At 54.0% G+C, this 21847-nt stretch carries 26 protein-coding genes and 2 pseudogenes; 27 read left to right on the top strand and 1 reads right to left on the bottom strand.

The window, feature by feature from the left end:
• The first annotated feature begins 30 nt into the window (after window positions 1-30).
• The 27 genes and pseudogenes from OMP40_RS41465 (at window position 31) to OMP40_RS41480 (ending at window position 19985) form a co-directional block, all read left to right on the top strand.
• Window positions 31-168: a helix-turn-helix domain-containing protein gene (locus tag OMP40_RS41465; protein WP_420871960.1), complete on the top strand. Its 138-nt coding sequence runs from the start codon at window positions 31-33 to the stop codon at window positions 166-168.
• A 154-nt stretch (window positions 169-322) separates the two neighbouring features.
• Window positions 323-1675, top strand: a complete 1353-nt coding sequence (locus OMP40_RS10975) for an ABC transporter substrate-binding protein (protein WP_277531282.1) — start codon at window positions 323-325, stop codon at window positions 1673-1675.
• A 261-nt stretch (window positions 1676-1936) separates the two neighbouring features.
• Entirely contained in the window at window positions 1937-2626 is a 690-nt protein-coding gene (locus tag OMP40_RS10980) for a carbohydrate ABC transporter permease (RefSeq protein ID WP_277531284.1), read from the top strand.
• Between the two features lie 150 nt (window positions 2627-2776).
• The gene (locus tag OMP40_RS10985; RefSeq protein WP_277533253.1) at window positions 2777-3160 is read left to right on the top strand and encodes an ABC transporter permease family protein; all 384 of its coding nucleotides are present in this window, start codon (window positions 2777-2779) and stop codon (window positions 3158-3160) included.
• On the top strand, window positions 3090-3470 hold the full coding sequence (locus OMP40_RS10990) for a carbohydrate ABC transporter permease (protein WP_338131155.1): 381 nt from the start codon (window positions 3090-3092) through the stop codon (window positions 3468-3470). Before OMP40_RS10985 ends, OMP40_RS10990 begins: the two co-directional genes overlap by 71 nt.
• The gene (locus tag OMP40_RS10995; protein WP_277531285.1) at window positions 3454-4002 is read left to right on the top strand and encodes a glycoside hydrolase family 78 protein; all 549 of its coding nucleotides are present in this window, start codon (window positions 3454-3456) and stop codon (window positions 4000-4002) included. The genes OMP40_RS10990 and OMP40_RS10995 overlap by 17 nt, the downstream gene beginning before the upstream one ends.
• A complete protein-coding gene (locus OMP40_RS11000) occupies window positions 3887-4570 on the top strand; it encodes an alpha-L-rhamnosidase N-terminal domain-containing protein (protein ID WP_277531286.1) in 684 nt (227 codons plus the stop codon). The genes OMP40_RS10995 and OMP40_RS11000 overlap by 116 nt, the downstream gene beginning before the upstream one ends.
• Window positions 4571-4589: 19 nt before the next feature.
• Window positions 4590-5153 (top strand): annotated as a pseudogene (locus tag OMP40_RS11005) (family 78 glycoside hydrolase catalytic domain); the annotation flags it as partial.
• Between the two features lie 100 nt (window positions 5154-5253).
• Entirely contained in the window at window positions 5254-5784 is a 531-nt protein-coding gene (locus OMP40_RS11010) for an alpha-L-rhamnosidase-related protein (protein ID WP_277533110.1), read from the top strand.
• On the top strand, window positions 5732-6193 hold the full coding sequence (locus OMP40_RS11015) for an alpha-L-rhamnosidase C-terminal domain-containing protein (protein ID WP_277531288.1): 462 nt from the start codon (window positions 5732-5734) through the stop codon (window positions 6191-6193). Before OMP40_RS11010 ends, OMP40_RS11015 begins: the two co-directional genes overlap by 53 nt.
• On the top strand, window positions 6190-7071 hold the full coding sequence (locus OMP40_RS11020; RefSeq protein ID WP_277531290.1) for a hypothetical protein: 882 nt from the start codon (window positions 6190-6192) through the stop codon (window positions 7069-7071). The genes OMP40_RS11015 and OMP40_RS11020 overlap by 4 nt, the downstream gene beginning before the upstream one ends.
• Before the next feature lie 91 nt (window positions 7072-7162).
• Complete coding sequence (locus OMP40_RS11025; protein ID WP_277531294.1) at window positions 7163-7918, top strand: right-handed parallel beta-helix repeat-containing protein; 756 nt, start codon at window positions 7163-7165, stop codon at window positions 7916-7918.
• 15 nt (window positions 7919-7933) lie between these two features.
• On the top strand, window positions 7934-8494 hold the full coding sequence (locus tag OMP40_RS11030) for a Gfo/Idh/MocA family protein (protein ID WP_277531296.1): 561 nt from the start codon (window positions 7934-7936) through the stop codon (window positions 8492-8494).
• On the top strand, window positions 8427-8837 hold the full coding sequence (locus OMP40_RS41470) for a Gfo/Idh/MocA family protein (RefSeq protein ID WP_277531298.1): 411 nt from the start codon (window positions 8427-8429) through the stop codon (window positions 8835-8837). Before OMP40_RS11030 ends, OMP40_RS41470 begins: the two co-directional genes overlap by 68 nt.
• 495 nt (window positions 8838-9332) lie before the next feature.
• Window positions 9333-10094 (top strand): N-acetylmannosamine-6-phosphate 2-epimerase, encoded by a 762-nt coding sequence (locus OMP40_RS11040; protein WP_277531300.1) that lies wholly within the window; start codon window positions 9333-9335, stop codon window positions 10092-10094.
• Window positions 10095-10127: 33 nt separating this feature from the next.
• Window positions 10128-10997: a MurR/RpiR family transcriptional regulator gene (locus OMP40_RS11045; protein WP_277531301.1), complete on the top strand. Its 870-nt coding sequence runs from the start codon at window positions 10128-10130 to the stop codon at window positions 10995-10997.
• 39 nt (window positions 10998-11036) lie between these two features.
• The gene (locus tag OMP40_RS11050; RefSeq protein ID WP_277531302.1) at window positions 11037-11849 is read left to right on the top strand and encodes an ROK family protein; all 813 of its coding nucleotides are present in this window, start codon (window positions 11037-11039) and stop codon (window positions 11847-11849) included.
• A gap of 354 nt (window positions 11850-12203) precedes the next feature.
• Complete coding sequence (locus tag OMP40_RS11055; protein ID WP_277531304.1) at window positions 12204-13610, top strand: carbohydrate ABC transporter substrate-binding protein; 1407 nt, start codon at window positions 12204-12206, stop codon at window positions 13608-13610.
• Between the two features lie 109 nt (window positions 13611-13719).
• The gene (locus OMP40_RS11060) at window positions 13720-14448 is read left to right on the top strand and encodes a carbohydrate ABC transporter permease (protein WP_277531306.1); all 729 of its coding nucleotides are present in this window, start codon (window positions 13720-13722) and stop codon (window positions 14446-14448) included.
• Between the two features lie 155 nt (window positions 14449-14603).
• Entirely contained in the window at window positions 14604-14828 is a 225-nt protein-coding gene (locus tag OMP40_RS11065) for an ABC transporter permease family protein (RefSeq protein WP_277531309.1), read from the top strand.
• 37 nt (window positions 14829-14865) lie between these two features.
• Window positions 14866-15450 (top strand): carbohydrate ABC transporter permease, encoded by a 585-nt coding sequence (locus OMP40_RS11070; RefSeq protein ID WP_277531311.1) that lies wholly within the window; start codon window positions 14866-14868, stop codon window positions 15448-15450.
• Window positions 15451-15488: 38 nt separating this feature from the next.
• Window positions 15489-15944, top strand: coding sequence for a hypothetical protein (locus OMP40_RS11075; protein ID WP_277531313.1), 456 nt, complete (start codon window positions 15489-15491; stop codon window positions 15942-15944).
• A 43-nt stretch (window positions 15945-15987) separates the two neighbouring features.
• Window positions 15988-16533: a hypothetical protein gene (locus tag OMP40_RS11080; protein WP_277531315.1), complete on the top strand. Its 546-nt coding sequence runs from the start codon at window positions 15988-15990 to the stop codon at window positions 16531-16533.
• Window positions 16487-17407 carry a hypothetical protein gene (locus OMP40_RS11085; RefSeq protein ID WP_277531317.1) on the top strand — a complete coding sequence of 307 codons (921 nt, stop codon included), beginning with the start codon at window positions 16487-16489 and terminating at the stop codon, window positions 17405-17407. The genes OMP40_RS11080 and OMP40_RS11085 overlap by 47 nt, the downstream gene beginning before the upstream one ends.
• A gap of 79 nt (window positions 17408-17486) precedes the next feature.
• On the top strand, window positions 17487-18362 hold the full coding sequence (locus tag OMP40_RS11090) for a glycoside hydrolase family 95 protein (protein ID WP_277533111.1): 876 nt from the start codon (window positions 17487-17489) through the stop codon (window positions 18360-18362).
• Window positions 18363-18388: 26 nt separating this feature from the next.
• Window positions 18389-19607, top strand: a pseudogene (locus OMP40_RS41475) (glycosyl hydrolase family 95 catalytic domain-containing protein); the annotation flags it as partial.
• 54 nt (window positions 19608-19661) lie between these two features.
• Window positions 19662-19985: a glycoside hydrolase family 95-like protein gene (locus OMP40_RS41480; protein ID WP_420871961.1), complete on the top strand. Its 324-nt coding sequence runs from the start codon at window positions 19662-19664 to the stop codon at window positions 19983-19985.
• Between the two features lie 109 nt (window positions 19986-20094).
• Here OMP40_RS41480 and OMP40_RS11105 read toward each other — a convergent pair whose 3' ends face one another.
• Window positions 20095-21840: a glycoside hydrolase family 66 protein gene (locus OMP40_RS11105; RefSeq protein WP_277531323.1), complete on the bottom strand. Its 1746-nt coding sequence runs from the start codon at window positions 21838-21840 to the stop codon at window positions 20095-20097.
• Window positions 21841-21847 lie beyond the last annotated feature (7 nt).

Below are 21847 nucleotides of genomic sequence, written 5' to 3' on the forward strand. Positions count from 1 at the left end.
AGGGATCTATTATGGGAGCATCGGATCCGCATCGCCAAGGAGAAGCTTTCGACGACCAACTTGAAGCACTATGAAGTGGCTTATGCGGTGGGGTTTAAGGACGCCGCCCATTTCAGCCAGCTGTTTAAGAAAATGACCGGGAAAACGCCCGGCGATTATAAGGCTTAAAGGCAAATACAGAACAGTTCAAGGCAAATGGACACATGTCGATCCTCGGATCGATTCGATAAGCTTATGACTAGGGAGGCGCCGTCGCGGGGCGACGCCGAACCGAACTCGAACTCGACAATCAGGAGGTCAAATCCAGTGAAAAGAAAAAAGAATGCTTCTCGCCTCGCTGACCCTCGTGCTGGCCACGCTGATCTCGGCATGCGGAGCGAACAAAGCAAACGATGCCCAAACTTCGAAAGCCCCGGACGCGGCCGCTTCCGAAGCAAGCGCAACCGCAGCCGGCTCGGCCGGCGGAACCGACGATCCCTTTACGATCCGAATCGGAGCCTGGTTCATCGACGATCGGCCTTTCATGCAAGAATTCAAGGCTAACGTAGAGAAGGCTTACAAAGAAAAATATCCGAAAGCCTCCATTCAATGGGATATTACGCTTGGGGATACGTATGCGGATAAGCTGAAGGCAGAGCTGGCTTCGGATACGGCGCCCGACGTTTTTTTCCATCAGAGTAAGACCGCTATGTTCGGAGAAGTCGGTTATTTGGCGGATTTGTCCGACGAACCATGGGCGGCCAAGCTCAATTCTGGAGCGAAAAGCGTCTATTCCTACAAGGGTAAGGTCTATGCACTGCCGATGGGGCTCGCTTCGAGCGGGATCTGGTACAACAAGAAAATATTCGCCGATCTCGGGATCGAAGTGCCGAAGTCCTGGGCGGAGATGGAGAGCGCATTCGCGAAAATCAAAGCGGCAGGCATAACGCCGGTTTCCGCCGGATTTAAGGACACTTGGACGGCAAGCATGACCTTTAACCTGTGGATGCAGCCCTATGGCAACGAGAGCAGCCCGACTTTCGGCAAAGATCTTTACGAAGGCAAGAAGCGGCTGGACGGGCCGGAAGTTCAAGCGGTCATGACGCATCTGCAAGAAATGGTCGAGAAGGGCTACTTGAACAAAACGGCCCTTAGCATCGATTGGCCGCAATCCGCGGAATTGTTCACCTCGGGGAAGGCGGCCATGATCGTTCAAGGTCCCTGGATGCCTGGCACCGCGCAGGAGAATTTCCAAACGAAAGGCCATGCCGCATTCGATCTCGGGTACTTCCCGTTCCGAACGGACAAGGGGTATGCCACAGTTGTCCCAGGCATTGACCAATCGCTGTCGGTGAACGCCAAAACCAAGCTCCTGCAGCAGGCGAAGGACTTGGTCGGCGTAATCGCGAGCCCTGAAGTGTACGGACCTTTTAATATAGGCAGCGGAACGGTACCGGCCATTCAAGGCATGAAGCTCGACTATCCGAACTCCGCATTAAACGATTTATTGAAGGTTGTCGAAGAAACGGAACCCGGCTTGGCAATCGAACCCTATGTGCCTGCGTCCGCGGTGACTTCGCTCGTGGAGACGTTCACGAAAGTGGCATCCGGTATTAAATTCAATCCTAAGGATTTGGAGGAAGCTCAGAAAAAGCTGGAGAAAGACAAAGGAACGGTCATTCTTCCGGCTGAGTAATCAAAAACTATTCCAATTCGACCGGCCGGCTCCCAGCGCGGCCGGTCGAATAGTAAGCGGGTGAGATCTTGTTAAAAGCCAGTACCCGGGAGTGGTGGACCGGTTTTTGGTTCATCCTGCCGGCAACCGCATTGTTCGTCGCGTTCGTCTATTATCCTTTCGCGTCAAGCGTGTACTATTCGTTTACGGAATGGGATTCCATTCGTCCCGCCAAGTTTATCGGTTGGGACAACTACGCCTTTTTTGCTCGAAGATTCCAAAATGCTTCAGGCGGCCAAGAATACGATCTTGATCACCCTCTTCGGCATCGTCGTTCAGAACCCCTTGTCTTTACTGCTGGCGATCTTGCTGAACCGCTCTTTCCGTACGAAAGTTTTGCTCAGAGTCGCCTTTTATTTGCCCGTCGTCGTCAGTCTTGTGGTTACCTCTATCGTATGGGGTCAAATTTTGCAATATGACGGCTTGCTGAATCATTTGCTGGAACGAATCGGTCTGTCTGCCTGGGAACGCGATTGGCTGGGCGACACGCGATCCGTATTCCCGACCATCATCGCCCTGACGCAATGGCAGGGGCTTGGGTATTGCGCGGTGATCTACTTGGCAGGTCTGCAAGCCATTCCCCAGGACTTGTATGAAGCCGCGAAAATGGACGGCGCCAAGGCGGTCAACCGGTTTGTGCACGTTACGCTTCCGATGCTCATGCCCGCGACAACGATCGTCGTGTTCTTGACCATCGTCGGCGGCCTGAAAATGTTCGATATTCCCTATATCATGACGGGAGGCGGCCCCGGCTCGGCTTCCTACACCCTGACGCTTGCCATCTATAATGCCGCATTCCGGGAAAATACGTACGGCTATGCGATCGCGGGCGGGATCGTTCTGATGATCGTCATTATGGCCGTTACGCTTCTTCAATTGAAAGTGATGCGGCGCAAAGAGGTGGAGATGTGATGAGCGATCTCTCCGCCAAGCGGAAAAACCGTACGGGCCTAACGTTGGAAATTTTATTGTTATTGATCGCATTGCTGTTTTTGTATCCGATTTTTTTATCTCATACTGACGAGTTTTAAATCTCCCGATCAACTGTATCGGCCCCTGGCTATGCCGGATTCATTCTATTGGGGCCATTACAAGAAAGCCATCGAAAAGGTGAACGTATTGCGCGGTTTTTTCAATACGTTTGCGATTAGCGCCGGATCGATCGGGCTGATGGTCATCGTCTCTTCCATGGCGGGGTATGTCATTGCGCGCATTCCGCGCAAGTTCTTTCAGTTTCTCTTTTATTTCTTCATCTCCGGCATGGTAATTCCGCTGCAAACGGGCATGATTCCGATCTTCAAAATGGGGGGTGGCCTTGCATCTGATCGATACGCGCACCTTCATGATCTTGTTGTACGCGGCGGGCGCGCTCCCTATGGCGACGTTCATGTATTCAGGATTTACGAAATCCGTCCCCAGGGAAATCGAAGAATCGGCTGCCATTGACGGATATGGAAAGCTTCGCGCGTTCTGGATGATTATTTTCCCGCTCCTGCTTCCGGCGACGGGGACGCTCATCATGCTGAACGTCTATGGCATCTGGAACGATCTTTTCGGTCCGCTGCTTTATTTGAAGGATCCCGCGAAAATGACGCTGATGGCACAAGTCGTCCAATTCAAAGCGAATACCCAATCGATCGATTACGGCCCGATATTCGCGCTGTGCGTCATGGCGACTTTGCCGCTGATCGTTCTGTTTTTCTTCACGCAAAAATATATGATGAAAGGACTCGTCGCCGGTGCGGTTAAAGGCTGATCCCTTCCAAATCGAGAATACGCAGAAGTCCGGAACGATCGACTTCGGCATGACGGATCTACGCGTGGAATACAGGAGAAATCCGATCGGCATCGGCGTGCGCGTTCCCCGGTTCAGCTGGAAACTGATCGGAAAAGGAAGGGGAATCCGACAAGGCGGGTATCGGATTCAAGTCTCCGAGAACGATCCGCATTTCAGCGATCCGATCTGGGATTCCGGTGAGGTGAACTCGGATCGGTCCGTGCACATCGCGTATGAAGGAAGTCCGCTTGCGTCTCGTCAAGTCTACCACTTACGCGTGCGCGCTTGGGACGCCAAAGGCCGGGAAAGCGACTGGCAGACCGCGTTCTTCGAGACGGGAATATTGGATTACAGCGCGTGGACGGCACAATGGATCACGCTCGATCCAGGGAAGCATGATCGTGCCGCGGAAGCTTTGCCTCTTTTCCGCAAAACGTTCGAAGCGAAATCCCCCCGTGCGCGCCGCCCGAATTTATGCGACCGCTCTCGGACTGTACGAATTGGAGCTTAACGGCAATCGCTTGAACGATCAGCTGTTCGCGCCGGGGTGGACAAGCTACCACAAACGGCTTCAAACGCAAACCTACGATGTGACGGCGTATATCCGTATGGGCGACAATGCGATCGGAATAACCGTTGCGGACGGCTGGTACAAAGGCAGAATCGGGGGCCATCCCCGAGATTTTTACGGCAATCGCCGGGCTGCGCTGCTTGAACTTCATCTTGCCTACGAAGACGGCAGTATGCAAACCGTCGTAACGGACGGTTCCTGGCGAGCGGAGACCGGTCCGATCGTCATGGCTTCCCTTTATGACGGAGAGAGCTACGACGCCAGGCTCGAGAGGGACGGCTGGAGTCTGCCGGCGTACGACGATCGAAATTGGCTGCCCGTCGAAACGATGAAACGCGGCAACCATATGCTGCTCCCGCAAGAAAACGTACCGACGGTCGTCGTAAAAGAGCTTCAGCCCGAGCGGGTCTTGCGGTCGCCGAGCGGAGAGACGATCTTGGATTTCGGCCAGAATCTGACCGGATGGGTGTCTTACTCGGTGACGGGGGGAAGCGGGCAGGCTTGTTGAACTGACCCACGCCGAAGTCTTGGATTCGAACGGCAACCTATACGTCGATAATTTGCGTTCGGCCAAGCAGATGACCCGTTATATATGCAAAGGGACGGGGAACGAACGCTATGAGCCGAGGTTTTCGTTCCAAGGCTTTCGCTATGCGAAAGTGAGCGGATATCCGGGTGACGTAAATCCCGATTATTTTACCGCGCATGTCATTAGCTCCGATCTGGAAGAGACGGGCACATTCGAATGCTCGGATCCGCTGGTCAATCAATTGCAAAGCAACATCGTCTGGGGACAGCGCGGGAACTTCCTGGACGTGCCGACGGATTGCCCGCAGCGCGACGAAAGATTGGGATACACGGGAGATGCGCAAGTTTTCATCCGGACGGCGGCCCATAACATGAACGTTGCCGTTTTCTTTACCAAGTGGTTAAGAGACTTGAAGGCGGATCAATTGCCGAGTGGCGGCGTGCCCAATACGGTTCCCGACACTTTGCCAGGTTGGGAAATGCATTCGGCGGCAGGATGGGGGGATGCGGCGGTCATCTGTCCATGGACGATGTATGCGTGCTACGGGGATCTGCGGTTGTTGGAAGAACAATACGACAGCATGAAAGCATGGGTTGCGTTCTTGAGAAATTCGGGGGGAACAGGCGTATCTCCGAAACGACGGTTTTCAGTTCGGGGATTGGCTGGCGCTCGATGCTCCTGCGGGAAGCTATACGGGCGCGACGCCGAAAGACTTTATCGCAACCGCGTTTTACGCGCATTCTGCGAATTTGCTCGCCAAATCTGCGAGAGCGTTAGGAAAAAGAGAGGAAGCGGCACAGTTCGAGGAGCTGTTCGTTAACATTCGCGACTGCTTCAATCGAGAGTTCGTGACGCGCACGGGAAGGCTATCGTCCCCCACGCAAACCGCTCACGTATTGGCGCTTCAATTCGGATTAGTCGAAGGCCCGGTTCGCAAGAAAGTGGAGGAAAGCTTCATTCGGCTCATCGAGGAATCGGCGTATAAGCTGACTAGCGGATTTCTTGGGACCCCCTATATTTGCCCTGTGCTGTCGGACATCGGCAGAAATGATTTGGCCTATCGGTTGGCGTTATCCCGCGACTATCCGTCCTGGCTTTATTCCGTCGAACAAGGGGCTACGACGATCTGGGAACATTGGGATGGCAAAAAAAGCGGACGGTTCGTTCTGGAGCGCGGATATGAACTCCTTTAATCATTATGCGTTCGGCGCGATCGGAGAGTGGTTTTATCGCTACGTGGCCGGCATTGACACGGTTGAAGCCGAGCCGGGATTCAAACATATTCGGATTCGGCCTCTTCCGGGCGAAGGGTTGAATTACGCCAAAGCGACCTACCAATCCATGTACGGCGAGATCGTGTCCGGTTGGAAGCTGCTGAACGGGGAGATGAATGTGGAAGTGAAGATTCCGCCGAATACGACGGCTACGCTGGAATTGCCGAACGCGTTGCAGGATCGGGTGACGGAGCACGGCGTACGACTAGGCGAAGCGGAAGGCGTTCGAATCGCAGCGCTCCACGACAACCGCGTGACGCTGGAATTAGCGTCGGGTACCTACCGGTTTCAATATGAATGGCGTACCTCCTCGGAGGTGAAAAGTTGATCATCCGAATGGAGCAGTTTGGCGCGAAGCCGGAACAAGGGTTTGACAACACGTTGGCCGTCAGGTCCGCTCTGGATTCCTGCAGGGAAATTGAAGGCGCAGTACTCGTATTTCCGCGTGGTAACTACCATTTTTGGCCCGACAAGGCCGTAGAAAAACAACTGTTTATCTCGAATCACGATCAAGCAGGATTGCGGCGAATCGCTTTCCACTTGGCGGATCGGAGCGGGTTCACGGTCGACGGACAAGGATCCGAGTTTATTTTTCATGGTCCGATGATTCCCTTCGTCATTGAAAACTGCTCCAAAGTGCTTGTTCGCAACCTTGTCATCGATTGGGAGGAGCCGATGTTTGCGCAGGGCACGGTTTCTCGCGCAGACCATGAATCATTCGATATTCAAATGCCGGAGGGAACCGACTATAAAGTCGAAGATCATGCGGTTTGGTTCACATTCGGAGGAATACCCGAAAAAGTATGGGGTTTGAACGAATTCGACAAGCAGACGAAAGCGCCTGCCTATCAAAGCGGCGATCAATTAAGCTGGGGAAACTACAGTAAAGTCCGCGTCGAACAATCTCGTCCAGGCGTAATCACTTATCAAGGGGATAACATGAAGCTCCCGCGGATCGGTAATGTCATCGTCATGCGGTTCGGCAGAAGAGAAAATCCGGCTTTTTTTCATCAGCGGCGGGGAAAACGTCAGCTTGGCATCCGTGAACGTGCATCATGCACCGGGCATGGGACTCCTTGCGCAATGGTGTTCGAATATACGCTTGCACCAATTCAACGTCATGCGCAGACCCGGGTCGGACCGTATGGTAACCGCCACCGCGGATGCCACGCACTTCGTATATTGTCGCGGCCAGGTGACGCTTGACCATTGTCTATTTGAGAACCAATTGGACGATCCATGCAACGTGCACGGCATATATGCCAGAATTGCCGAGAGGCTCGGCGATGATAGGCTGTTGGTTGAACTGGCGCACGACATGGCGAAGGGAATCAAAATCGCCGATCCCGGCGATCGGCTTGAATTCGTGCGGCGCGACTCGCTATTGACCTATGCGAACTTAACGGTCAAAGACTTGAACGTGCTCAATAAGGATTATGTGGAGCTAGCATTTGAACAGCCGCTGCCGGAAGACATGGGAATCGATGACGGTGTCGGAAATACGTTATGGCAGCCCGATCTAACCGTCACGAATACGACGGTCAGGGCCAACCGCGCCCGCGGTTTTTTGATCACCACTTCGGGCAATGTGCTGCTGGAGCATAACAAGATCAGCACCCCGGGATCGGGCATTAAAATATCCGGAGACGTCAATTACTGGTTCGAGTCCGGCGCCGTGAGACAGGTCGTCATTCGCCATAATGAATTCACGGATTGTAATTATTGCTGTCCGGAATGGGGAAAGGCCGTTATCGACATCGATCCCGAGATTGAGCGGCCGAAGGCGTACGAGGAATGCTACCATCGCCATATTTCGATTGAGAACAATCGCTTCGTAACGTTCGATACCGGTATCCTGTACGGTCATTCTGTCGATGGAATCCGCTTTGTCGACAATGTCATTGAAAAAAGCGATTCCTATCCGCCGCATCATGTCATGGCATATCCCATTCAGCTTAAGGCGTGCAAAAACGTCACGATAGCGGGCAATCAATGGCCGAAGGGAACGAAAACCGTCGCATGGGTCAATGATGAAGAGACGTTCCAGGTGTGAGGGGGGAGGGAACCAATGAGAATAGGCGTAATTGGGTACGGGACCAGAATCGAAATGATCGTTGAGCAATTGCTGGATTTCAATATGGGCGTCGAACTGACAGCCATTACCGATATGAACATTGAAAAAGTAAGCAGGCAGCTTGAGAAGAAAGGAAGAGGTATAACAGGAATTTCTACCTATTCTAATGCAGATGAAATGCTGGTCAAGGAGCAGCTGGATGGCGTGTTGATCGGAACACGTTGTTCCTTGCACACGGCAATGGCGAAGAAGGTTCTCCAAAGAAATCTGCCGCTGTTTCTCGAAAAGCCCGTGGCCACCACAATGGCGGATTTGCTGTCCCTCAAGGAAGCCGCTGCAAATTCGCAAAGCGAGGTCGTGGTATCCTTTCCGCTTAGAAATACGCCGCTGGTAAAACTCGTTAAGGAAATTGTGGATTCGGGAAAGTTAGGTAAGATCGAACACGTACAAGCGGTCAACAATGTGCCGTATGGCAGTATCTATTTTCATGATTGGTATCGGGACGAGAGGGAAACCGGGGGGGCTGTTTCTACAGAAGGCTACCCACGATTTTGACTACATTAATCATCTCATTGGCTTAAAGCCCGTATCGGTCTGCGCGGTGAAATCGAAGCAGATTTTCAAAGGAAACAAGCCCGAGGGACTTTATTGCAAGGATTGTGCTGAATATCATACTTGTCCGGAGAGCCCCTTCGTTCTCAAGCATTTCAAATCGGAGGAGTCCCATGGAGAGATGTGCGCTTTTGCCGTCGATACCGGCAATGAGGACGCTGGCAGTGCTTTGGTCGTCTACGAGTCCGGGATGCATGTCAGTTATTCGCAAAACTTTTTTGCGAGGAAGGGTGCGGCCAAACGGGGGGGCCACGTTAATAGGCTACGAGGGGACAGTCGAATTTGATTGGAGTACGGATGAAGCCAAAGTATACATGCACAACACCCCGCGGGTAGAAACCTATAAAGTAGACTCGTCGCAGATGGCCCATAGCGGAGGGGACATCGCTTTAGCCATGAACTTTCTCAAGGTGATGCGAGGAGAGGAGAGATCAGGCACGCCGATAGATGCTGGTTTATGGAGTGCGCTGCTATGTCTGAAAGCCAAAGAATCGGCGGAAACCCATACTTTCAAGCGTATTGCTTGGTAAGGTAAATGAGCTGAAACGACGATTCAGAGTGAAGCATTTATATAAAAACCAGTAAGCTCAGGCCGCTGAACTTGCTGGTTTTTTACTTTTTTATGGTCATGGATGCAATGACATCGATGACTGATTCATTTTATGGGGGGGAAATAAACCTTTACATGCCGTAGGGGCTATCCTATAATTGGAGGATAAATCTTTTTTATTTATATAAAAATAAAATCAAACTCCATTTTTATTGATTGGAAGTGGCGCAAATGAGTAATTTGAAGGGTCTGCTGGACGATCTGAGGGGAAAGTTGATCGTTTCCTGTCAAGCGCAAGCGGATGATGAACTGTACGGAAGCGAGATCATGGCCAAGATGGCGCTCGCTTCGAAAAGAGGAGGAGCCGCGGGTATTCGGGCGAACGGTCCTGCGGATATCGCCGAGATTCACTCGGCGGTCGAGTTGCCCATTATCGGGTTGTGGAAACGGAATTACGCCGATTCGGAAGTATATATTACGCCCACGCTGGAGGATGCTTTGCAGGTCGTGAAGGCGGGGGCTTCGATCGTGGCCATGGACGCGACCGTGCGCCGCCGCCCCAACGGGGAGAAGCTAAAGGACATCGTTGCCGAGCTTAAAAAAACGTGCGAATGTCTCGTGATGGCCGATATCTCCACGATCGAGGAAGGACTTTATGCGGCGTCGATCGGCTTCGACATGGTTTCGTCGACGCTATCCGGTTACACGCCGTACAGCAAACAATCCGACGAGCCGGATCTTGCGCTCGTATCCGCGTTGTCGGGAAGGCTGAGCATTCCCGTATTCGCCGAGGGCAGAATCAGAACCCACGAGCAAGCCGTATCGTTCCTGCAGCAAGGCGCTCACGCCATCGTCATCGGCGCGGCGATCACGCAACCGAAGGTGATTACCAGAGGGTTCGTCGATCAAATGCAGGGATTAAAAAAATACGGGTCCGGCGGGCATAGGCATGTCTTGAAAGGGAGGGGATATCCAAATATAATCGTTCTATAAGTGGGGATTTCCTATCAAAGGTGGAATAGAACGATGTCCAGAAGAGAAACGCTTCAACCAGGCTCGAATACATTATTGATGTTGTCGAGCATGTACAATTCTTTATCGAAAACGGAAAAGAAGATCGCGGATATTATCAAGAGCGAACCGGAATCGGTCGTGTATTCGACGTTGACGGACTTGGCGGAGAAAGCGCGTACCGGGGATACCTCGGTATTGCGTCTTTGCCGAAAGCTCGGCTTCAGCGGCTATCAGGAATTCAAGCTTACCTTGGCGCAAGAATTGGTGACCACGAGCAGGAAGGTGCACAGCGAGATCGAGGATGGAGACGACCTGTCCACGATCGCGGAAAAAATTACTGCCGAAAACAAAATGTTCATCGAAAATACGTTCGAGCTGTTGGATATGAACGAGCTGCAAAAAGCGATTAACGCCATTGCAGCCGCCAGGAAGATTACCTTTTTCGGTATTGGCTCTTCCTCCAACACGGCCGCGGATGCCAAGCACAGATTCATGAGAATAGGCTTTAACACGGAGCTCGTTACGGATTCCCACGTGATGGCGATGGCGGCTACGTTGATGGATCATCAGGACGTCGTATTCGCCGTATCCACATCCGGGAGCACCAAGGATATCGTAGATGCCGTTCGAATCGCCAAAAGCAATGGATGCTATTTCATTTGCCTGACGAGTCAAGCCAAGTCGCCGGTAACCCTGTATGCGGACGCGGTGCTGCTCTCCTGCGCGAAGGAGTCTCCGCTGCAGGGCGGCGCGTTCCAATCGAAGCTGGCCCAGATTCATGTGTTGGATATTCTGACCACCGCGACCGTGCTGCAAAACAAGGAAAAAGCATATAAAGCCATCGAGCAAACGTCAAAGGGCATCTTAGACAAGCTGTATTAATTCGGCGGTTATGCGCGTGATAACGAGGAGAATCGGTCTATGGGGAAACGCTGCGCGATCGGCATGGATATCGGAGGAACTCAACTCAAGGCGGGCATCGTGCGGGACGACGGAAAAGTGTTGTATCAATGCACGGCTCCTACGTTGGCGATATCCGGAAGAGAGGCGTTGCTTGGCCAAATCGGGGCCATCGCGAACGACTTGAAAGGTACTGCGGACGAATGGGACTTTGAGCTTGCGGGAACGGGAATCGGAACGGCCGGCTTCGTCGACTTAAACGGCACCGTCGCGGAAGCGACGGGAAATCTGCCCGGCTGGAGCGGGACGCGGCTGAAGGAAGAGATGGAAAGCCGCCTTCAGGTTCCTGTAAGGGTCGATAACGACGCGAACGCTATGGCGGCGGGAGAGATGTGGCTGGGAGCCGGGAAAGACGCGGAGCACTTTATTATGATCACTTTAGGAACCGGGGTGGGCGGAAGCATCGTGCACGACCGGCGCATTTACCGAGGTAGGGAGGGCTTCGCGGGGGCGCTGGGCCATCAAAGAGTCGTGATCGAAGGAGAAGCCTGCACTTGCGGACAAAGAGGTTGTTGGGAGCAGTATGCATCGGTTACCGCGCTTAGACGGCTCATGGTAACGAAAGGAGTCCAAGCCAGCACCGCGGAGGAACTGTTCGAGGATCTCCGGAACGGCGATCCTGCCGCAATGTCCGTAGTCGATGAATATGCCCGCAATATCGCCGTGGGATTGGCTAATTTAATTCACGTCTTTAATCCTTCCTCCATTATTGTCGGGGGGGAGCGATTACGGCTCAGGGAGACGCCTTGTTCGAGCCGATTCGGGGATACGTGAAGAAGTTTTCCTTAAGCGCTTACAATCGGGGCGCGGGAGTAGCGATCCGTAAAGCCGTGCTTGGAAATGCAGCGGGCGTCATCGGCGCTGCCAAGCTACTATTGGATCCGCAAAAATAAAGGAAAAATTTATTTTAATCATTGATAAAGGAGGTTGACTCCACTATAATAAAGAAGCAATGGAATGCAGGATACAAGGAATCGTTAACGATTTTTGAGGCGGATAATTTTATTATTAATTGATCTGATTATGGATGACGCCTCCAATCGGACGTACGATGGCTTTCTCGCATTTTCTAAGGAGGCTCTTCGCTCCTTGAAATAAATAAACAATCATAAACGGGAGGGTTTAGAAATGAAAAGAACGATGTCTTCGGCTTTGATGCTTATCCTGCTTTCCGCTTCGGTATTGTCCGCTTGTTCCAAAAACGAGAATAGCCCCCAAGCAAGTTCGTCGGAGAGCGCTTCGGCTTCCTCGACCGCAGCGCCCAGCGGGAGCGCAAGCGATTCCGACGGCAAGCCGACCTTCGAGAACACGACCTTAAATGTCGCCGCGTTCGACGGCGGTTTCGGAACGGCATACTGGGAAGAAGTCGTCAAGAAATTCGAAGCCGATTATCCTGGCGTTAAAATAAACCTGGAAACGAAAAAAGGCGACGTATTCCGGGATTATATCAAGACGCAATTCCTTTCGGGCAATGCGCCGGATTTCATCGCGACGCCGTTCGTGGAGACGTTTGCGGCCGACGGCCAGCTTCTGGAGCTCAACGACGTATTCGACGGCGAAGCGTTGGACAAGTCGGGACCGTTGAAGGACAAAGTGCTCGACGGATTTCTCGATGCCAGCATGCCTCTTGGCGACGGGAAAATCCTGTACGCACCGACGGGCTTCAACGTCCAGGGGCTTTGGTACAACAAGACGCTGTTCGACGCCAAAGGCTGGGCGAAACCGAAGACGTGGGACGAGTTCTTCGCGATGTCCGACTCGGCGAAGGAAGTCGGCGCGTCGCTTTATACCTACCAGGGCGCATATCCGAGCTACAACGAAATGATCCTCTGGCCGATGATCGCAAGCCACGCCGGCACCGACGCGCTGAAAAAAATCTTCAATTACGAAGAGGGCGCATGGGCGGATCCGAAAGTAAAAGAAGTGCTGGATATCTTTTATCGAATCGCCCAGAAGGACGATCTGATGAAAGGCACGGTCGCGCTTAATCATACACAAGCCCAAACGGAATTTTTGAACGGCAAAGCGTTGTTTATCCCGAACGGCACGTGGTTCGAGAACGAAATGAAAGACGCCATTCCAGCGGAGGGCTTTTCGTTCGGCTTCATGGCGCCGCCAACGTTCGCCGGGGATCCTTCCTATGCGGTCGCCAGCAACGGCTACTACCTCATTCCCAAAAACGGCAAAAATCCCGAGCTCGCCAAAGCGTTCCTTAAGTATCAGTTCAACGAGGATAACATCATTCTGAACGTGCAGAAGACGGGCGAACTTGCGGCGGTCAAAGGCGTCGTGGAATTGTCGAAATCGTACGTGTCCCCTGCCATGTACGAAGCGCTCGGCGTCTTCGATCAAGGCGCGAAGCCTGTTATGACGACTTGGAAGGTGACACCTCCGCTGTCCGTCAACGTGTCGGAAGCCATCTTCAACCCGCTTACCTCGGTCATGAACAAGAAGATGACGGTCGACGAATGGAGCGCGTCCATCGAGAAGTCGATGGCCACGGTAAGAAAGGAAATCGAAGCGGCGGCAAAGTAAAAAACCTCAAAGACCTTCCGGCGCAATCCCTTTCCGGGAGGTCTTTATCATAATTTCGGCTCAAACCATGCGAGGTGAGAAAGTGAAGGAAAAGGGACGATTTCTATTCTTGGCCATATGCACGGCGCCCGCGTTGCTCCTATTCCTCGTCTTTTTCCTGTATCCCATTCTCCGCGCCTTCACGATGGCGTTCTATCGTTGGAGCGGCATGGCGAAGGGAACGGAAGTATTTATCGGATTCGACAATTTCCGAACGATGTTCCACGACGATGTTTTCTGGCGCTCGCTGCAGAACAGCTTCGTCATCATGCTGGTCGTTCCCGCGGCGACCGTCGTATTGGCATTGTTTTTGGCGGTGCTGCTGACCCGGTTTAAATTGAAGGAAAGAATGTTCTACCGGACCGTCATCTTCTTTCCGAACGTGCTGTCGGTCGTCGTCACGTCGATTTTATGGTCTTTCATTTACCATCCGACGATGGGCATTCTGAAGTCGCTGTTCGACTGGCTCGGCTGGACCCGTCTGGCCGATATCGTATGGCTGGGAACGGCCGAGACGGCCTTGTATTCCGTCGCGGTCACGATCGTCTGGGCGGGTCTGGGCTTCTACTTGATTCTGTTTATTGCGGGAATCGAGAGCATTCCGCAGCAATATTACGAGGCGTCCGCGATCGACGGGGCGGGGCAAGTCCGGCAGTTTTTCTCGTTAACGCTGCCTCTGCTGTGGGGGGGTCGTTCGCATCGCGATCGTGCTGCTCATTTCCGGCGTATTTTACGGAAGCTTCGTATACGTGCAAATCATGACGAACGGGGGGACCGAACTGGGCTTCCGAGACGCTAGTCAATTATTTGTACCATCAGGCCTTCAAAAACTTCAACATGGGTTACGCCACTGCGATCGGAATCGTGGTCTTCCTCATTGGGATCTCGCTGGCTCTTATCGCGAACAGGCTGACCAGAAAGGAATCCGTCGAATTCTGACGGGAGGTGAATGCCATGAACGAAACATCTAGGCCCCGTGGAGCAGCGAGCTTTGCCGTAAGGCTCATCCTGATCGGATTCTCGGCGACGGTCGTCTTTCCGTTTTTATGGCTGATTTACAGTTCCTTTAAGACGTCCCGCGAATTTATGGAGAATCCGGTTCTCTTGCCCAAGCAGCTTCATTTTGAAAATTATACTAATGCCTGGGTGCAGGCGAATCTGGGAAGCTACTTTTTTTAACTCCATATTCGTTTCCGCCATTGCGTTGACCGTCACGTTGCTGATCAGTCTGACTTCTGCGTACGCCATTACCCGGTTCGTCAACGCCTACACGAGATCGTTGAAGGCCCTGTACATTTCTACTTTCTTTTTGCCGGGAATCGTCGGCTTAGTGCCGCTGTTTTTGATGATGAACGACCTGCAGTTGATCAATACGCGGCTGGGCATCATCGTCGTATATGTTGCGATCAATATTTCGTTCTCTGTATTCGTGCTCAGCGGCTTCGTGAGCCAGATTTCAAGAGAGTACGAGGAAGCGGCGTTCATCGACGGCGCGTCGCGGTACGGCATTCTGTTCAGAATCATCCTTCCGTTGTCGACTCCGGCCGTCGTGACGGTGGCCGTATTCGTCTTTCTCGGCCTGTGGAACGAATTTCTGTACGCGTATACGTTCCTATCGGAGGAGACTTTAATGACGGTTCCGATCGGTCTTAACAACTTGTTCGCCGTGCAAAAATATCAGACCGACTGGGGAGCGCTGTTCGCGGGTTTGACGATGGTGCTGCTGCCCACGCTGTTATTTTATATTTTCGTCCAAAAACGTATCACTTCGGGAATTGCCGCGGGCGGTATTAAGATGTAAGCCAGCAGGCAGAGGCCGGATAAGGGGACAACATACTAATGAGAGAAAAAACGATCGGAATCATCGCGAACGGAGAAAGCGATTTTCTGAAAATCCTCCGGCGGGCGTCCGTTTCCTTCCAATGGATCGCGCCTGAGGACGTCGGACAATACGCGCTCGATGACTATTCTTCCTTGATGATCCTGGGGGGCGGTCAAGAACAGCCAATCGTGTTCGGCCCGAGGGAGCGGGTCAAAGTCGAAGCGTTCATCCGTTCTGGAAAAAGAGTGTTCAGCGAGTATTGCCAAAGCATCGGCGATATTTACTGCGGTTCCCCCGAATCGACCCGGTTCGAGAAACTGGCGTTCTGCGCGGAGGAAGGAGGGGCCGGCTTCGGCTCGCTCCCGCGAGGCGACCTGCTCGACGACCAGTGCAATGCGAGAATCAAGCCCTACGATTTTACGGGACAGCCCAAAAAAAGCGATTCTTCGCTATATTCGGACGAGAGCTCATAGCAACGTCGATCTCGCTAACGAGCAGCCTTTGGATTTTTCCGATTTGGCTTTATGGTTCGAGCTTCCCGACAACCTGCTGGTCTGCAATTTTAGAATCTCGAACTTCGTGAAAGCGCGGTTTTCTCCCGCCGGCAAGTGGCAAACGATCGTGAAATTCATCCTGGAATGGAACTGCGGCGAGACGTTCGATGTCGGCGTGCTCGAACCTGCCTATCGCTTGATCCCGTTCGACGAAGCTCTTCCTTTCGACGCGCAGGTTCATGCCTGCGTCGAACGCTCGGTCGCGTGGTACGAAAACGCGGATATGTTGATCAATGACGGAAAAGACGGCGTGAAGGAAGGCCTGGCGACGGAGATCGATCCGGCCGGCAAGCAAAGGGTTCTTGCCGGCGTCAGAAACGATTGCTCCGCGGAAACCGCCTTGGCATTCTATATGAATTACGCAAGATGCGGTGATCGGCGGAGTCTCGAAATTTCGGACAATCTCTTGTCCTTATGCTTCGACGCTTTCCAATGCAAAAGAGGAAGGGCATCTCAAGGGCATGCTGAGATGGACTCAAACCGGCTGGGGAACGTGTTATCAGGATGACGCCGCCAGGGTGTTGATTCCTCAGCTTTTAAAAAACCTGTACGCCGGTCGAACCGATTACGCGGAGGAATGCATCGAGGCGCTGCGGTTTCTGCTGCGCAGCACAGGCACGGACGGCACGCGAGTCTGGCGAACGGACAACGGCGCCTTGACGGAAGAAAAAATGAGAGAACTGGCATCCGGGCCGGCGCGTTATCCGAGCGCGCATTATAACGCCTACTATCTTGGAGCGTTGTTGTTGGCCTATAAGGTGACCGGCATAGAGGAATTCAAAGAGGTCGGCGTCCGCGGCATGGAAACGATGATGGCCGCTTATCCCCATACGATCCGCGAGCATAGCGAAACGCAGGAAATTTGTCGGCTGATCCTTCCGCTGTCCTGGTTATATTGGGTCACCGGAGACAAGAAGCACGAGGGCTGGCTCTATCGCGCCGCGGGCGACTTGACCCGATTCAAGCATCCTTCCGGCGGTTATCTGGAATGGGACACCGGCTATGCGGCGGAAATCAAAGAGGGGGCGGAGAGCTCCCTGCTCGCGAAGAACGGCGACCCCGTGGTCGATATGCTGTATTCGCTGAACTGGCTGCCGATGGGATTTGCTCAAGCGTACCTGGTTACGAAAGATTCTTATTTTCAAGAGCTTTGGACAGATATCGCCAAGTTTTTCGTATCGGCGCAAATTCGCAGCGGCGACGGGATGATTGAAGGAACATGGACAAGAGCCCTGGACGTCGATCTCATGGAAGTATACGGCCTTGCTGCCGATGCCGGGTGGGGCCCCTGGGCCGTAGAAACCGGCTGGACGGTCGCGGAGATCGCGTCGGGACTCATCGCGGGGCTTCGAAGCGAGGAATTGGCGCGGTTTTATTCGTAACACCGCGCGGGCTTTATCGATAAGGAGGCAATAAAGATTGGATGTTCCTGGACGAAATCGAAATCCGCGGGTATTGATGATGGAATCGGCGCGCGAAACAACCGACGCTCATTTGCTGTGGTCGAATCATCCCGCGAAGGAATGGGCCGAATGCTATCCTATCGGCAACGGCCGATTGGGAGCGATGATTCCGGGATCTCCCGAAATGGAGCGCATCGGCCTCAATCACGATTTGCTGTGGCGAGAATATTGGACATACAAGAGCCGCGACGCAGCTGAAAACTTGGCGGAAATCAGAGCGCTTTGCGCGAAAGGCAAGTGGGACGAAGCCAGCGAGCTCATGCTGCAACGGGTGCACTTGACGGGGGAAGGCTTGTACGTCAATTCATATGTGCCCGCCTGCGATCTAGGCATTCGCATGTTCCACCGGGGCGATGGAGAGATCGAAAGCTACCGAAGAAGCTTGGATATGGAGAAAGGCATCGCGGAGATCGTTTATCAGGCGGGCGGGATTGAATACCGCAGGACGTACTTCTGCGATTGGAAAACCGGAGTCGTTGTCGTTCGCTTGTCCTCGGACAGGGCGGGGAGCTTGTGCGGGGAAGTGTCTTTATCCCGCTTGCTTGACCCCGAATGCGTCGTGACGGGGCAATCGAAGCTGGGTGAAGTTCGGCTGACCGGCAAGTTCGAGGAAGGCAAACGGTTCGCAGCGGCCGTCCGCGTCCTGCAACGGGGAGGTCGGTTGACGAACGGAAACCGGGAGTATCGGCAACCGGAGGGGGGCCGAACCTTCCAAGAAGAACGTGAAGGGGATCGAGTTCGTCTTCCGGGACGAGGAGATGACGGAGACCTTGGGGGGAAGGGCTCGCGGGTGCATCTACTTGCTTCGATTCCGCGGACGAAGTGGTTCTTATCCTCGCGATCGCCACGGATAACGAGTCGGATGATCCGTTGAGATGTTCCCTCGGCCTCCTGGACCGGGTGCCGTCGGATTTTCCTTCGCTGCTGCAGGCGCATATCCGCGATCATCGGCAATATTACGGACGCGTCGGACTTCAGCTCACCGCGCCGAACGATTCGCTGCCGACTGATGAACGCATGCGCGAAGCCCGCGAGGCGGATACGATCGCCCCTTCGATGTTCGAACAGCTGTTTCACGTCGGGCGCTACCTCGCCGTTGCCAGCGGGCGTCCCCAGCCGACCGGAAGCGCTCCGAAGTCGCCGATTAATCTGCAAGGGATATGGAATCAAGATCGGCGCCCGGCGTGGGATTGCGACCTTCATCTGGATTTGAATTTGCAGATGTGCTATTGGCCTTTGCATGCGGTGAACTTGGGAGAATGGTTCGAGCCGCTGATGGACTGGGCGATCCGGTTGATGCCGCAAGGGGAGCGAGCGGCGAAGGACTTATACGGCTGCGAAGGGATCGTGTACAACGCCAGCGCGGATTACAAGAACATCGGGAATTGCGACAATATGTCGTACTGCTGGACCGGCTCGGCCGCATGGGTCGCCCAAGTTTTGTGGGAGCATTGGGAATATGAGAGAAACGAGACGTTTCTTCGGGATCGATTGTATCCATTTCTTTGCAAGATTGTCCGATTCTATGAAGATTTCCTGACGCCGGACGACCAGGGGGAGACTCGTTCCGTGCCCCAGCGGTTCTCCCGAGATGGCGATTAAAGGAAGAACCAACTGGAGCATGCTCAGCAGTCCTTCGACGATCGATCTGGAGCTTATACGCGAAATGTTCGGCTGCGCGATCGAAGCATCCGCCTTATTGGGCGGAGATGAAACGGAAAGAGGGAAATGGCGGGAAATACGCGAGAAGGTCCCTCTACCCGTGCGCAGGAACGGAGTGATGGCGGAATGGCTCGACGATCACGAACCGGCCGATCCCGGTCATCGCCATCGTTCCCATCTGATCGGCTTGTGCCCCGGCAACCGGATCAGTCTTGAACAAACGCCTGAGCATTTCGAAGCTGCGCGCATGGCGCTTCTCGAGAGGCTCCGGTTTGGTCAAGGAAGCTCGCTTTCATTCTCCGGCGTATGGGACGCGCAGATGTTCGCCCGCTTATACGACGGCAGGGAAGCTTACAAGCAACTGGATTTTACGATCAGGAATCATGTCATGGATAATCTACTCATGTCATTATGCGATTGGAGACCGCGCGGCAACAGCTTGAGCTGGTTCGGAGGCCGGAAGCTATTCCAGATCGAATCCAGCATCGGCTGGGTGGCGGCTATCGCGGAAATGCTCGTTCAGGATCGTCAGGGGCTAATCCGATTATTGCCGGCATTGCCGGAAGAATGGCCGGAGGGCAGCGTCAACGGACTGCGCGGTCGCGAAGGCGTGGAGATCGACTTGATTTGGCGGAACCATCGAATCGTCTCGGCGGAATTTCGATTCCGCTACGATCGTCGTTGCCGATTGAAGGTCTTTCGGGAAAATGGCCCGCTCCGGGTTACCTGCCGCGGAGAAGCGGTTTCCGTCGTCCGCGGCAACGAGGGGGAAATCGCGTTCGACGCGATCGGAGGCGAAAGTTATACGCTGGATGGGAAACTCGAGACGGGTTAAACGCCCTTCAACCGCGACTTTTTTACACCAACTCCGAAAGGCTAAGTAGGTTTCGGCATCGTTCGAATTATAAGAAGAGGAGCCATGCGGATGGCTCCTTTTTTGCTGGTCAGCATGTAATACAAAGCACGCTCCATACGTTCAGTTCGGGCAGATCGACTTCAAGCGTCAGCCCGCGCAAGCTGCTTGTCAGGCGGTATTCCAGCGTCTGCGGCCTGCCCGATCGTTCGTCCGGAGATGCGGAGAATACGCCGGACGGCTCGCGGTCGAGGAGGATGCGTACGACGATGTTGGAAAGGGTGGAAGGCTGTTCTTTGCCTTCGTTCCAATAGTCCTCCGACTGACCGGTCAAGTTGATGAAGCTGATCGTCTTGCAGTGTTCGTTCTCTCTGATGATCGTCCAAACTTTGTCGGCTTCGCCATAAGTGCTGTAGTTCGGCCCGTCGAATACATACTCCATATTATCGCCGTCGGCATGCGTCATGGAGACGTCGCGGAGCGACGCATCGTACAGCAGGTTCGCATAGCGAATCTGGAAGTCATAGTATTGCCTGAGCGCAGTCGCGAAGCGGGGCCCGGCCGGACTGTAGTCTGCGTAATAAGCCTGCGTTAACAGCGCCTGCGACTCGCCGGCCAGCAGGTGGTAGGCGCCGTGCGCGGCTATGATCGACGTCAACAGCAGTCCGCCCCAATGCGCGCGCGCCGGATTCGCTTCCGTGCGGAATGGCGCCAGGTAAGCCGCCAGTATGACCGGCTTGCCTCCGCCGGCCGACTGAGCCTCCCGAATGATCTGCCGGATGTGATGATAGCGCTCGTACGGCTTCCACACCTCGACATAGACCGCCTCCTGGTCCGCCGCCGCGACCGGTCCTACGGGCCAATTGCCGACATTGTTGAAGATAAGTCCGACGTCGGCATGCACCTTGGACAGCGCTGCCTTCGTATCGTCGATGAGCTGAGGGAAGTGCTCCTCGAGCCTCACGATGCGGGATTCGCCGCCATAACTAGATATCCCTGTCTTCGGGAAGCCGTACGTGTCCATATGGATGCCGTCGAATCCGACCTCCGCAACCGCGCGCCGATATTGCTCGATGATATGATCGTGCCAGGGACTGGAGGCTTCGATATTCATAATGGTGAATAGGCCGATGAAGTCGTACGGCTCTCCGTCGCTCTGATAGAGGGCCCAATCCGGATGCTCGGCCGCGAACGGCTTGCTCGCCGCATATACAGCGCCGTAGGCGTAAGCCTTCATCCCGTACCGATGACAGAGCGCGGTCTTCTCCCGCACGACGTCCAGACACAGCGTTCGGCCCATCAGATCGGTATATGCGTTGGTCTCGGAAACGAGATCGTCGTGCTTGTACATCCAATCGTAGAACTGCACGAGATTGATATGCAGCTTGTTCAGCCACTTCACATCCTCCGCGTCGCCGCGGTCGGCGTCGTCGAAGTCGCTGAGAAAGCCGTAACGCGTCGATCTGCGCCAATCGTCGACGACATCGAACGCGGTGGATGCCGTATCCAGCAGAGCGCCGTTCGCGTCCAGCAGATCGGCATCCACGCCGAATCCGTCAAACGTCGCCTCGAAGGCGCCCAACTCGAGCGTCAGCGTGCGGATGCCGGATTCGGGATCTACGACTTCTTCGATGTTCGCGCCGGCCGTGACTGTGTTCGAAGTTTCGCCGTTCCTATTCAGCGCAAGGTCCCTGGATAATTCTAGAACAATACGGTCCAGCCGGCTCACGGCGATGTCCAGCCGCACGCCAGGCGAAGCTATGCTAAGATCGACAGCGATGCGCACCGGGGCGCCGCTTCGGAACTGGGCCTGCAGCGGATAAATATCTCTAATCATGTCCTTG

The sequence above is a fragment of the Cohnella rhizosphaerae genome (genome assembly GCF_029525575.1).
Lineage (GTDB): Bacteria > Bacillota > Bacilli > Paenibacillales > Paenibacillaceae > Cohnella > Cohnella rhizosphaerae.

What these genes read in the sequence shown, in the direction of transcription:
- OMP40_RS10975 (WP_277531282.1), top strand. Translation starts at nt 323, where the DNA reads ATGCTTCTCGCCTCGCTGACCCTCGTGCTGGCCACGCTGATCTCGGCA.
- OMP40_RS10980 (WP_277531284.1), top strand. Translation starts at nt 1,937, where the DNA reads ATGCTTCAGGCGGCCAAGAATACGATCTTGATCACCCTCTTCGGCATC.
- OMP40_RS10985 (WP_277533253.1), top strand. Translation starts at nt 2,777, where the DNA reads ATGCCGGATTCATTCTATTGGGGCCATTACAAGAAAGCCATCGAAAAG.
- OMP40_RS10990 (WP_338131155.1), top strand. Translation starts at nt 3,090, where the DNA reads ATGGCGACGTTCATGTATTCAGGATTTACGAAATCCGTCCCCAGGGAA.
- OMP40_RS11000 (WP_277531286.1), top strand. Translation starts at nt 3,887, where the DNA reads ATGATCGTGCCGCGGAAGCTTTGCCTCTTTTCCGCAAAACGTTCGAAG.
- OMP40_RS11015 (WP_277531288.1), top strand. Translation starts at nt 5,732, where the DNA reads ATGGCAAAAAAAGCGGACGGTTCGTTCTGGAGCGCGGATATGAACTCC.
- OMP40_RS11030 (WP_277531296.1), top strand. Translation starts at nt 7,934, where the DNA reads ATGAGAATAGGCGTAATTGGGTACGGGACCAGAATCGAAATGATCGTT.
- OMP40_RS41470 (WP_277531298.1), top strand. Translation starts at nt 8,427, where the DNA reads ATGATTGGTATCGGGACGAGAGGGAAACCGGGGGGGCTGTTTCTACAG.
- OMP40_RS11040 (WP_277531300.1), top strand. Translation starts at nt 9,333, where the DNA reads ATGAGTAATTTGAAGGGTCTGCTGGACGATCTGAGGGGAAAGTTGATC.
- OMP40_RS11045 (WP_277531301.1), top strand. Translation starts at nt 10,128, where the DNA reads ATGTCCAGAAGAGAAACGCTTCAACCAGGCTCGAATACATTATTGATG.
- OMP40_RS11050 (WP_277531302.1), top strand. Translation starts at nt 11,037, where the DNA reads ATGGGGAAACGCTGCGCGATCGGCATGGATATCGGAGGAACTCAACTC.
- OMP40_RS11055 (WP_277531304.1), top strand. Translation starts at nt 12,204, where the DNA reads ATGAAAAGAACGATGTCTTCGGCTTTGATGCTTATCCTGCTTTCCGCT.
- OMP40_RS11065 (WP_277531309.1), top strand. Translation starts at nt 14,604, where the DNA reads ATGAACGAAACATCTAGGCCCCGTGGAGCAGCGAGCTTTGCCGTAAGG.
- OMP40_RS11075 (WP_277531313.1), top strand. Translation starts at nt 15,489, where the DNA reads ATGAGAGAAAAAACGATCGGAATCATCGCGAACGGAGAAAGCGATTTT.
- OMP40_RS11085 (WP_277531317.1), top strand. Translation starts at nt 16,487, where the DNA reads ATGCTGAGATGGACTCAAACCGGCTGGGGAACGTGTTATCAGGATGAC.
- OMP40_RS11090 (WP_277533111.1), top strand. Translation starts at nt 17,487, where the DNA reads ATGGAATCGGCGCGCGAAACAACCGACGCTCATTTGCTGTGGTCGAAT.
- OMP40_RS41480 (WP_420871961.1), top strand. Translation starts at nt 19,662, where the DNA reads ATGCTCGTTCAGGATCGTCAGGGGCTAATCCGATTATTGCCGGCATTG.
- OMP40_RS11105 (WP_277531323.1), bottom strand. Translation starts at nt 21,840, where the DNA reads ATGATTAGAGATATTTATCCGCTGCAGGCCCAGTTCCGAAGCGGCGCC.